The 8,924-nt window shown below is 31.3% G+C and carries 15 protein-coding genes; 2 read left to right on the top strand and 13 right to left on the bottom strand.

Translation table 11 applies throughout. The features are described 5' to 3' along the window. Positions 1-101: 101 nt before the first annotated feature. From HOG88_RS10000 to HOG88_RS09950, 11 genes are all read right to left on the bottom strand, one after another. Positions 102-227 carry a hypothetical protein gene (locus HOG88_RS10000; RefSeq protein ID WP_295005756.1) on the bottom strand — a complete coding sequence of 42 codons (126 nt, stop codon included), beginning with the start codon at positions 225-227 and terminating at the stop codon, positions 102-104. Further along, positions 217-432: a DNA translocase FtsK gene (locus HOG88_RS09995; RefSeq protein ID WP_295005754.1), complete on the bottom strand. Its 216-nt coding sequence runs from the start codon at positions 430-432 to the stop codon at positions 217-219. Before HOG88_RS09995 ends, HOG88_RS10000 begins: the two co-directional genes overlap by 11 nt. 51 nt (positions 433-483) lie before the next feature. Continuing rightward, complete coding sequence (locus HOG88_RS09990; protein ID WP_295005752.1) at positions 484-807, bottom strand: hypothetical protein; 324 nt, start codon at positions 805-807, stop codon at positions 484-486. Positions 808-809: 2 nt separating this feature from the next. Next, positions 810-1,463 (bottom strand): hypothetical protein, encoded by a 654-nt coding sequence (locus HOG88_RS09985; RefSeq protein WP_295005750.1) that lies wholly within the window; start codon positions 1,461-1,463, stop codon positions 810-812. Position 1,464: 1 nt separating this feature from the next. Further along, a complete protein-coding gene (locus HOG88_RS09980) occupies positions 1,465-1,800 on the bottom strand; it encodes a hypothetical protein (RefSeq protein WP_295005748.1) in 336 nt (111 codons plus the stop codon). Between the two features lie 15 nt (positions 1,801-1,815). Further along, on the bottom strand, positions 1,816-2,352 hold the full coding sequence (locus tag HOG88_RS09975; RefSeq protein ID WP_295005746.1) for a 3'-5' exonuclease: 537 nt from the start codon (positions 2,350-2,352) through the stop codon (positions 1,816-1,818). Positions 2,353-2,465: 113 nt separating this feature from the next. Further along, complete coding sequence (locus HOG88_RS09970) at positions 2,466-2,774, bottom strand: hypothetical protein (RefSeq protein ID WP_295005744.1); 309 nt, start codon at positions 2,772-2,774, stop codon at positions 2,466-2,468. A 143-nt stretch (positions 2,775-2,917) separates the two neighbouring features. Beyond that, positions 2,918-3,244: a hypothetical protein gene (locus tag HOG88_RS09965; RefSeq protein WP_295005742.1), complete on the bottom strand. Its 327-nt coding sequence runs from the start codon at positions 3,242-3,244 to the stop codon at positions 2,918-2,920. Between the two features lie 9 nt (positions 3,245-3,253). After that, positions 3,254-4,042 (bottom strand): hypothetical protein, encoded by a 789-nt coding sequence (locus HOG88_RS09960; RefSeq protein WP_295005740.1) that lies wholly within the window; start codon positions 4,040-4,042, stop codon positions 3,254-3,256. A 41-nt stretch (positions 4,043-4,083) separates the two neighbouring features. After that, positions 4,084-5,589 carry a DUF4116 domain-containing protein gene (locus HOG88_RS09955; protein WP_295005738.1) on the bottom strand — a complete coding sequence of 502 codons (1,506 nt, stop codon included), beginning with the start codon at positions 5,587-5,589 and terminating at the stop codon, positions 4,084-4,086. Positions 5,590-5,599: 10 nt separating this feature from the next. After that, positions 5,600-6,268: a hypothetical protein gene (locus HOG88_RS09950; protein WP_295005736.1), complete on the bottom strand. Its 669-nt coding sequence runs from the start codon at positions 6,266-6,268 to the stop codon at positions 5,600-5,602. Between the two features lie 56 nt (positions 6,269-6,324). On the opposite strand from HOG88_RS09950, the gene HOG88_RS09945 reads away from it, so the two are divergent. Together HOG88_RS09945 and HOG88_RS09940 are read left to right on the top strand one after the other, a co-directional pair. Continuing rightward, the gene (locus HOG88_RS09945) at positions 6,325-7,254 is read left to right on the top strand and encodes a YafY family protein (RefSeq protein ID WP_295005734.1); all 930 of its coding nucleotides are present in this window, start codon (positions 6,325-6,327) and stop codon (positions 7,252-7,254) included. 207 nt (positions 7,255-7,461) lie between these two features. Continuing rightward, entirely contained in the window at positions 7,462-7,707 is a 246-nt protein-coding gene (locus HOG88_RS09940; RefSeq protein ID WP_295005732.1) for a hypothetical protein, read from the top strand. Between the two features lie 45 nt (positions 7,708-7,752). Here the strand turns inward: HOG88_RS09940 and HOG88_RS09935 are convergent, their stop codons facing one another. Together HOG88_RS09935 and trxA are read right to left on the bottom strand one after the other, a co-directional pair. Beyond that, the gene (locus HOG88_RS09935) at positions 7,753-7,941 is read right to left on the bottom strand and encodes a hypothetical protein (RefSeq protein ID WP_295005730.1); all 189 of its coding nucleotides are present in this window, start codon (positions 7,939-7,941) and stop codon (positions 7,753-7,755) included. A gap of 241 nt (positions 7,942-8,182) precedes the next feature. Beyond that, positions 8,183-8,545 (bottom strand): thioredoxin, encoded by a 363-nt coding sequence (gene trxA, locus HOG88_RS09930; protein ID WP_295005728.1) that lies wholly within the window; start codon positions 8,543-8,545, stop codon positions 8,183-8,185. Positions 8,546-8,924: the final 379 nt, after the last annotated feature.

Below are 8,924 nucleotides of genomic sequence, written 5' to 3'. Positions count from 1 at the left end.
CACTAAAAGATAAAACTCAGTCGGACACTTGTGTTATAATTTTGCACTTAGAGATTCTTTACTTACAACTGTCCGACGATTTTACAGCTGGCTGTCCGAGATTATTGGCTGTGAGCAATGTTTACTAAAGTCGTATTTGTAAGTTTTAGTTTTTGTAAATGATATACTATCTGACTTCCGGCACTACCTATTCCAACTACAACAATTTTTAATTTATTATTTAGCATGGCTAAGCTTTTTTTTGTTTTTGGAAACAAGTCTTTTATAGTACCTAGTCTCTTTATTTATTAGCGACCTCTTAATAACATCCATTAAATCCCATGCACGATTGTAACCTATCTGCATATTTCTTTGTAAAAAAGCTATATTAAAATTATTGTTAGACAATACAATAGCCTTCGCTTCTTTAAAGAGTCTTTTGTTTTTTCCCATTGTTATGCTCCTAATGAAAGAAGTATAAAGTATAGAATGGACATTTAACGTCTAGTTTATTTCATCTTGTGTTAGTATGTTTATTACTTTTATTTGATGATAGTCGTCTTTAGGAATTACTTCTACTTCAAAGACTACCTTATCTTCTAAGTTTATCAACTCTAACTTTTTAATATGCTCTGAATATATCATTATTTCTATACTACCACGAGAGTCTTCTAAGGTTATTATGGCAAAAGATTTATCGATGAATTTACCATCAACCTTAGCTGACCTAACATCTACATTGACTACCTCTCCTGCTAAAAAAGTTTTAGTTACTTCTTTAATATTAGCTATTTCCACTGATGAAGTATACATTAAATCTTTAGCCATAATTATCCTTCTTTAAACTCACTAATTTTCTTATTCCACTTTTTCATATCTCCAAAAGGTGTAATAAAATCTCTTAATGGACATTTCAACTTTTCCATATTTATAAACAAATCTTCCCATAGAAGTATATTCATGTCATACTCATCTAAAACCGACCAATCGGCATGTAACTTAGAGTCTTCATGACCATAAGACATAAGGTAGTATAATTCACATGTATAACCTGGCTTTAGATTAATTTTTTCAACTAAGTCTTTATAATTTTCAATATTACCTTTTACTTTAGCACCGACAGTCTTCACTTCAATTATCACTATATTTGTTTCATCATTCTTTTTATCAATTAATACAATATCTGGTTTCATATTTGGGATGTCAGTATCTTTTGGGAAATAGTGTAAAAAATAATCTTTTATATTTCCTTCAACTATACTACTCTCAAGTACAGACCAATTTAAAAATGCAAATTTACTATCTGCTCTTAACCAATTTTTTTTCTTCTTTATGTATTGAGATTTAAATACATTTAAATAGGTATCTTTGTTTTTTTCTTTTGACATCCATATGAAAGCCATTTGAGCAACTGCACTCCATCTGCTTTCTGAGTGACAAAAACCATCCTTTCTTTGTCTAAAAAGTTGTGTTGCACTTTCCATATTATCTCTCGTACTTTATATATTGTAATTCTCTTTTTAATTTATTAGCATGTTCTAAAGCTTTTTGTGTTCGAGAATATGTAACTCCATCGTAGTCTGAATACTCAAAAAGAACTACTTTATCTGCACTTTGTACAATCTTATGGAGGTTAAATATTTTCTTACCTCTAGTCTCTCTATAGTGCTCAACATTATGCTTTATTGCAAATTTTTTAGCTAAACTACATGAATTGGTTGTTGCACATGTTATTTTATCTAGGCCTTCATTTTTTAACAATTCTTTTTCTACAGCTTCATAATCATTAAAACTGTCTGGACATACAAATGCTATTGTCATATTTAATCCTTTTCTTTATTTACCTTTTAATAATTGCCAATACTTACAAACTGTATTAGCTTGATTTATCGCATCATCTAAAGCATTATGTGCTATACCTATTTTCTCTTTAGTCTGCTTGCCGTAAATGGACTCAGTTATATCAACAATAGTTCTCATATCCCTATCTTGAAAATCACTCCATGGTCTGTCTCTTTTTAAAGCTGCATAAGCATTTTTCACGATGACATTGTCAAATCCTAAACCATTTCCCCATACTTTCACCTTCTTAAATTGATGGATGTAGTCTGTAAATGTCGATAATGCTTCATCTAATGGTTTAGCATCTTTAAAGAGAGATTTTTTTGCATCACTACTTTGAGTTATCCACCATGCTATAGTCCCACCGTCAACCACTAATCCATGATTAATGCATGAGGACAAATCGACATTGACATAAAATGTCTCTCCCAAGCAATTATTATCTGGGTCAAAAGCAACTGCCCCTATTGATATAATCGCTGAGTTTCCCTTTAGCCCCATTGTTTCTATATCTAACATTATATGCTTCATTTTCATCTTCCTGATACTATAGTTTCTTTTATTGTAAAAATTATACTTCAGACTATGGACAATAAGTGTCCATAAAATCATAGATGTTATTACTTATATTTTATCTCTTCGGCTTAATCATCCATAGAAGTATCAAGTACGATATCTTCATAATCTTCTAATAGTAATAATACAGCATGAGAGGAAGTGTTAAAAAGCTGATTAACTTCTTTGATACTGTAAGGTATGTTTTTGTACTTATTAATAGCTGGAAGTGGCTTTCTATGAACAACATGTGTATCTTTAATCAAAAGCAGCTGAGAGCAGTAAGGGCACTTAACTTTATCAATCCTTTTAGTCATAATACCTTCTTCAGAGTATGATGACTTGACAAATTGTGATAATTCTTGGCAACTTGTACATTTTAAAATATATCCAGACATTATTAACCTTTAATTCTAAGATAAAAACCTATCTCTTGTAAAAATTCTATAACTTGAGTTTCAAGTACACTATTCATCTTTTATCCTTATATATTGGAAGCTATTTATATCATTGACATTGACATTGACATTCTACCTAGCTTCTAAAAATATAATGAATGTATAATCCAAGAAAAACCTAAAAAACCCAAGGAAACCGTAACGGAGTATACATTTGGCATAATCCCTTCATCAGCATCTTCTTTGGAAGTATATTTATATCTTAAAAATGCAATAACAATTAATATACCTAGTGATTGCCAAAAATTAATGTCTTGCACATGAAACACAGGTACAATAAACCAACCCCAAAGCTTTAATAGAACATATGCTCTTAAAAAAACCATAAGTGGTATTGCGAACATGATAGCAAGAACTAATAATGCCCCTTGAAAAGTGTTTTTTAAGTAGTCTAAATATTTTGTGTACATTTGTATCCTTTATGAATTGTTAATATCATCAACAATTTTTTTATAATAATCTGTTGTTATATCTTTTCTAAATCTATGACTTTGTGGATGTAGTGTTCGGTAACAATCAATATTTTTATATTGAAACTTCCAATATTGACCTGACACTAATTCTAAGGTTTCATAACCTTCAAATACATCTTTAATAAAATCATCGTATGCCTTTGTATTTTTTGCTGTAGCAGTTAAGAATATGATAGCGTCAGGCTTTAATATTTCAATCTCTGCTTGAAGTATCTCTTTAGATATTTTTTGAACTTTTTCATTCTTAATTGAATTTTTAGAGTAGCCTTTAGCTCCACTATCCATTTTTAACAGGTTAGTCCATATAAGTGAATTTTCATTATCTTTGAGATTGTCTCGTGTATATTTATATTTATTGAAAAATGCACTACTCCCAAACTTCTCTTTCTCATAATGAGCCAACTTCCCATTTCCTTTAATTACCTCTCCACCATCAAACTCCGCTTTATAACGCTCTTTTAAAAGTTCTATTGAGCCTTCAGTGTCTTTCATAAACTGATGTAGCTGTCCCCACCATATATTTGTCTCTCTACCAATATATAGCACCTTTTTCTTTGCATCTATATATTTTTCGTCAATATGCAATATAAAAGGAGCTGAAAGTACTTCAGCTATTGCCTTGCCTTTTTGTTGACCTTTTTCAATAGTATCACCAAATTCTTTTTCTAGTCTTTCTCTGTTTAGTATTTTTCTGTAAAGACTATCTAATTCTTTTTGCATATCTTGTAAACTCATTTAATATCTCTCAGTTTGATTACAATATACTAACACATTAATTACCATTTTACATCCTTTTGAATTTCCGTCATGCCTTGAATAAACCTTTTTGCTAAAACATTGTTTTTAATGGCATTATTTGTAACATCCTTATCATCTTTCAAGCTATTTTTTACATATTGTAAAGCCAAGCCATTACTCTTAACAGCAGTAAATACTATCTCTTTATCTGCTTTCAAACTTTCACTTGCATACTCCAAGGTTATTCCATTACTTATAACTGCTTGTAGGACTACATCTTTATCATTTCTCAGCTCCATATTTGCATACCTTAAAGCAAAGGCGTCATTTTTTACAGCTATCATGACTATCTCCTTATCTGCTTTCAGTTCCTCACTTACATTCCACAGAGCATCACCATCATTTTTCACAGCTTCTAAAACAACTGTTCTATCGGCTTTCAACTCTGCACTTGCACTCCATATTGTTGTACCTTTTCTCTTCACCAATTTGAGCATATGCTCTCGGTTTGAATTAACACTTTTACTAATATTCCAAGCCATCAGCTCACTACAATAATCTAAGTCATTCATATATTTCTTATCAACTCCTTCTAAAGATACTCCAATAGTATTATTAACCTCAATCATAAACTCTTTATCAAACCATAATAACTTATCAGAGTATAGTAAAGCATATGGGTCATCTTCCATTGCTTTGAGTACAATAACCTTTTCAAAGCATAGCTCTTGACTAGCATATTTAAGCGCACTTCCATACTTGCCAACTACATCAAGAATAAACTCTCTATCCGATAGCAATCTATCGTCGGCATATTTCAAGTTGTCTTTCCCATCTTCTATAGATTTCAAAATAATTTCTTTATCTGAATATAGTGTATTAGATGCAAATTCTAAAGCATCACTATCATTTTGGATAGCTTTTAAAACTATCTCTTTATCGGATTGTAGTTCTTGGCTTGCATATTCTAAAGCACAACCATCATTTTCTATTGCCGTTAAAACCACTTCCTTGTCTGCTTGTAGCTCCGTACTAGCATGCTCTAAAGAACTGCCGTTATTTATAACTGCACTAAGTACTATTTCCTTATCCCTTTGTAATAACTCATTTAAGTATCCTAAACCTGTACTACCATTCTTCATCGCTACTAAAACGACCTCTCTATCTAAATAGAACTTCTTGTGTGCAAATATAAAAGCTTTTCCATTTTCTTTAAGTGCTTCAAGAACAATCTCTTTATCAACCTTTGATTGTTTAAGTGCATATTCTAAAACTAAGCCATTTACTTTAACAGCTTGAAGTACAAACTGATTGTTGTTTTTCAGTTTTCTATCTATCCATTTAAAGCAGGATGGAGAGTATTTGAGAACCTGAAGGATAAACTCCTTATCGGCCTTTAGTTTATCATCTGTGTATTCAAACACCCAAGCATACTTTATAGATGCATACAACATAAAATCCTTATCTGTGAGATACCTTTCACCCTCCTCTTCCAATATGTAAGGATTAGTCAATATCTCATTTAATATATCTTCTTCACTCATGATATCTCATCTACGAATTTATCATTCTAAGTAATGCATTTGAGGTCATGTTGAATGTATCTCTTACACCCAATTCATTATTGTTATTAAGTAATTCATCATTTTTAAATACTACAAGTTTATCCGCATCTTCTGCAATTTTCTCAATTGATTGATATGCGATAGACAATCGTTTCCTTCCTTCAAAACTAAATGGAACAGTTACAAACACAAAGATTTTTTTATCTATTTCTTTTAAATACTTTACTATTTCTGGTGTTGCTCCACTACCTAATCCTCCTCCCATTGATGAAACGATATAAACTGTATCAACATTTTTTGTCAAACGAGCAATGTTGATTTTAACCTCATTATTTATTAAGCTCACACCACATTCAACTTTGCCTCCACATCCTAATCCAAGCTTTTCATTCCACCCAAGTAAGATTTTGTTTTTTGATTTTTTCTGCTTAAGAGAATTGTAATCACTATTCATATGAATATACATATGTTTAGTCTTTAACCTTGATATAGCATCTACAATATTAGTACCACCTCCACCGATACCCATAATACAGAGTTTATTAAAGTTTTCATCTTTATCCTTATTGGATATATGTTCTTTCTCTTTAGAGTAAGCTACTGAGCCGATAAGCCCATATATGGCTATTAGTATTTTAAAAAAGCTTCTTCTTTTCATTATGCATCCTTTTTTTACTGTTAATGTAAAAGTTTAATGTATAATAAGGACATTAAATGTCCATAAGAGAGAAAATGAGTATTAAGCCGACAGCACAGTACGAAAGACACAACCAAATTTTAGAGAGATTAAACTCTGGTGAAATACTTTCTATAACAGAATTATCAAGAGAATGGGATATACAAACCAAAACTCTTCAAAGAGACTTTAAAAAGCTTATGGAAGGAAGCTATGGTGTAATAAGAGCAGATGATGGTAAGAGGTTTAGCATCTCGAAAAAGAAAACAACCTCCAAAGAAGCCACAACGGCTGTCAATATGCTAGATAGTCTTTCAAAAGATATTGGTGGTAAGTTTTACATTAAAGCTAAAACTGCTCTTAGTAATATTCAAAGTCATATAGAGTCTCCTTTTTATACTCGTATTGATGTAGAGGACATATCTGATAAAATGAATTTAGTTCAGCAATTAGAAATTGCTATTTCAAAACGAAAAATGGTGACCTTTAAATATAAACGTTGGTATAAGCCAGATGATATAAAAATATATGAAGGTGTTAAGCCTTACAAGATAGTTATCTTTGATGGATTTTTCTACCTGTTTTGTCAACACAATGATTATTATCCAAAATTCTACTTAAAAGAGATGTCAGCTATAGTTGTATCTGATGAAACATTTGAATATAAAGATAAAGTTTTATCGAGTATTGAAAAAGCACAAGATATTTGGTTTGACCCATCTAAAGAACCATTTGAGGTTATACTATATCTTGATAACACCGCTAGAGTATATTTCGAAAGGAAACCTATTAAAGGTCAGAGCTTAAAAAAGTATGAAAACGGAAGCTGTGAACTTACAACTTATATGACAAATAAAGAAGAGGTATTCTCAATATTAAAAAGATGGCTGCCTCATATAAAAGTTATTGAACCACCTGAACTACAGAAAGAATTTGATATAATGTTAAATGAATATGTGAATTTTTAAGTGGTTAGCACTTTGGATTTTAGGGGCTCATTATGGGGCTTAATTTTAATTATAAACATTTAAACCCTTTATAATAGGCAAGGATATAATCCCTCTACCCCATCCACACTTCAATCTTACTACAACGAACTTTCAAAGCAATCAACCAATTACATTCCACCCTATTTCCATCTATACATCTACTTATGTTTGATATATAAACTTGAATTGGCGCTTCAAGATGATGATGGAGAGGATATTAGTAGCGTTAAGTTAGAGTTTATAAATATAAACTCTTCACGTACTGTACCAGATACGGCACTCTCATATATGGATATGATGAGTGGCATTGCTATTATTTATGAGAATGAGAAATATGGCTTTGCTATAGGGTGTGGTACGACTATACTTGCGATACATACTACTCCATTGTTTATCATCTCTGATGATATAAAAATAGAAGGTAACGGATAACATTAGGGGTTTTACCCAATGTTAACAAGATTTATAAGGTTAAGCTTAATAAACTCGTTCTACAGATTTATCAGCATGATCTAGCATTTCAATTAAGTCATCATCAGTAGGATAACCCGCGACTGCATAACCATCTTCATCAAAAAAATGTTTTCTGCCAGAGTTCATACTAATGCAAGCAAGAGAATATTCTTCCTCTTCACGTATTTCTTTAATAATATATATTTGATTCATTTGAGTTTTCCATCTCTGACCTACTTTAAATTCTATAAATTGGTTTTCCACTGCTTAGACTCTCTAATTATATTTTATTGGCATTATATCAAATATACTACATGCAATTAAAGTAAATAGAGCACTTTAGTTCTAAGCAGCTATTCCCAACACCCCTTGGCAAAACATTTAGGTTTAGCACAGTCAAGTATTAACAAGATACTCAATTAAAAAGTGATAGTGATCACCTGACCCCTTTAATTCATTCTTCATTGTTATCTAAATCTTCGCGAACCTTATCCATATCAAGACACCTGACATGCGTAACAAGATCATAAATCTCGGCCTCTGTCAAAGTTCCTTCATGATTAATAACAATAATACCATCTCTCATAATCATAACTGTAGGTACAGAAATCACACCATAATGTTTGGCGATAACAGACTGATCCTCTGTATCAATTTTAGCAAAAACTACATCCGAGTAATACTCTGATGACTTTTCAAATATCGGGGCAAACTTTTGACAAGGTCCACACCATTCTGCCCAAAAGTCAATTATTACGATTTCGTTATTATCCAGAACTTCATTAAAATTTTTAGTTGTTAAATCTATATAAGCCATAGTCTATCCTTCATTTGTAAACGGAGTATATCTAAATATCGGGCTCAAGCGATAACTATAACTTTTACTTTAGGACTTAACCCCATTTGAGTACTTTTCTTACAAACTGATAACAAGAATAGTAATCACCTAATCCCTTTACTTAACTTTCGCACCTAATATTCATCAACAAATAGCATAATAAAACCAAAACCACATACTACAGAGCAATTAAACTCATAACTCTATACAAAATAGTGAAACATATGAAGGTGTAAATATATTTATCATAGATGATACTATCGAAGATAAAACAGGCAAAAAGATTGAAGGAAGTCGGGATAAGTTGTACTCCAATAAAGAGAAGCGATTCGTGAGAGGAATCAATGTTTTATCACTT

Origin of the sequence: Sulfurimonas sp. (assembly GCF_018698455.1) — a bacterium.
In the GTDB taxonomy this organism is placed as follows: Bacteria; Campylobacterota; Campylobacteria; order Campylobacterales; family Sulfurimonadaceae; genus Sulfurimonas.
Note: the sequence above shows the minus strand (reverse complement) of the source record. Positions and strands in the feature narration are given on the sequence as shown.

Excerpts from the sequence above, each read along its gene's own strand:
- HOG88_RS09960 (WP_295005740.1), bottom strand. The coding sequence starts at position 4,042 with ATGAGTTTACAAGATATGCAAAAAGAATTAGATAGTCTTTACAGAAAA.
- HOG88_RS09965 (WP_295005742.1), bottom strand. The coding sequence starts at position 3,244 with ATGTACACAAAATATTTAGACTACTTAAAAAACACTTTTCAAGGGGCA.
- HOG88_RS09955 (WP_295005738.1), bottom strand. The coding sequence starts at position 5,589 with ATGAGTGAAGAAGATATATTAAATGAGATATTGACTAATCCTTACATA.
- HOG88_RS09985 (WP_295005750.1), bottom strand. The coding sequence starts at position 1,463 with ATGGAAAGTGCAACACAACTTTTTAGACAAAGAAAGGATGGTTTTTGT.
- trxA (WP_295005728.1), bottom strand. The coding sequence starts at position 8,545 with ATGGCTTATATAGATTTAACAACTAAAAATTTTAATGAAGTTCTGGAT.
- HOG88_RS09990 (WP_295005752.1), bottom strand. The coding sequence starts at position 807 with ATGGCTAAAGATTTAATGTATACTTCATCAGTGGAAATAGCTAATATT.
- HOG88_RS09945 (WP_295005734.1), top strand. The coding sequence starts at position 6,325 with ATGTCCATAAGAGAGAAAATGAGTATTAAGCCGACAGCACAGTACGAA.
- HOG88_RS10000 (WP_295005756.1), bottom strand. The coding sequence starts at position 227 with ATGCTAAATAATAAATTAAAAATTGTTGTAGTTGGAATAGGTAGTGCC.
- HOG88_RS09970 (WP_295005744.1), bottom strand. The coding sequence starts at position 2,774 with ATGTCTGGATATATTTTAAAATGTACAAGTTGCCAAGAATTATCACAA.
- HOG88_RS09950 (WP_295005736.1), bottom strand. The coding sequence starts at position 6,268 with ATGAAAAGAAGAAGCTTTTTTAAAATACTAATAGCCATATATGGGCTT.
- HOG88_RS09980 (WP_295005748.1), bottom strand. The coding sequence starts at position 1,800 with ATGACAATAGCATTTGTATGTCCAGACAGTTTTAATGATTATGAAGCT.
- HOG88_RS09995 (WP_295005754.1), bottom strand. The coding sequence starts at position 432 with ATGGGAAAAAACAAAAGACTCTTTAAAGAAGCGAAGGCTATTGTATTG.
- HOG88_RS09935 (WP_295005730.1), bottom strand. The coding sequence starts at position 7,941 with ATGAATCAAATATATATTATTAAAGAAATACGTGAAGAGGAAGAATAT.
- HOG88_RS09975 (WP_295005746.1), bottom strand. The coding sequence starts at position 2,352 with ATGAAGCATATAATGTTAGATATAGAAACAATGGGGCTAAAGGGAAAC.